This window comes from Tamlana crocina (assembly GCF_012037625.1).
Map to the genome: position 1 here is coordinate 1 of NZ_JAAVJS010000744.1, position 305 is coordinate 305.

The following is a 305-nucleotide window of genomic DNA, read 5'->3' on the forward strand; positions in this document are numbered from 1 at the left end:
CGAAATCTTACTACGGAACCGGAATGGGTCTCGACGGAGATGGAAATTACCGACTTGGGGGGCGAAAGGCTTTGAACAAAGAAAAATTCATACAGGATTGTAACGAATCGGGAATAGTGGTGGTGCAGATCGAAGTAGACCGCAGCGGGAGAGTTACCCGCGCCATTCCTGGCGTAAAAGGCACTACCAATAACGCCACCTGTTTGACAGATCCTGCCAAAAGAGCTGCTTTGGCTACACGTTTTAACAGCGACTCCAAGGCTCCTGCAAAACAGGTAGGAACCATTATCTACAATTTCAAACTT

At 47.9% G+C, this 305-nt stretch carries 1 pseudogene; it reads left to right on the forward strand.

Annotation, left to right across the window (positions count from 1 at the left end):
* A pseudogene (locus tag HC176_RS18815) lies at positions 1-305 on the forward strand (energy transducer TonB); the annotation flags it as partial.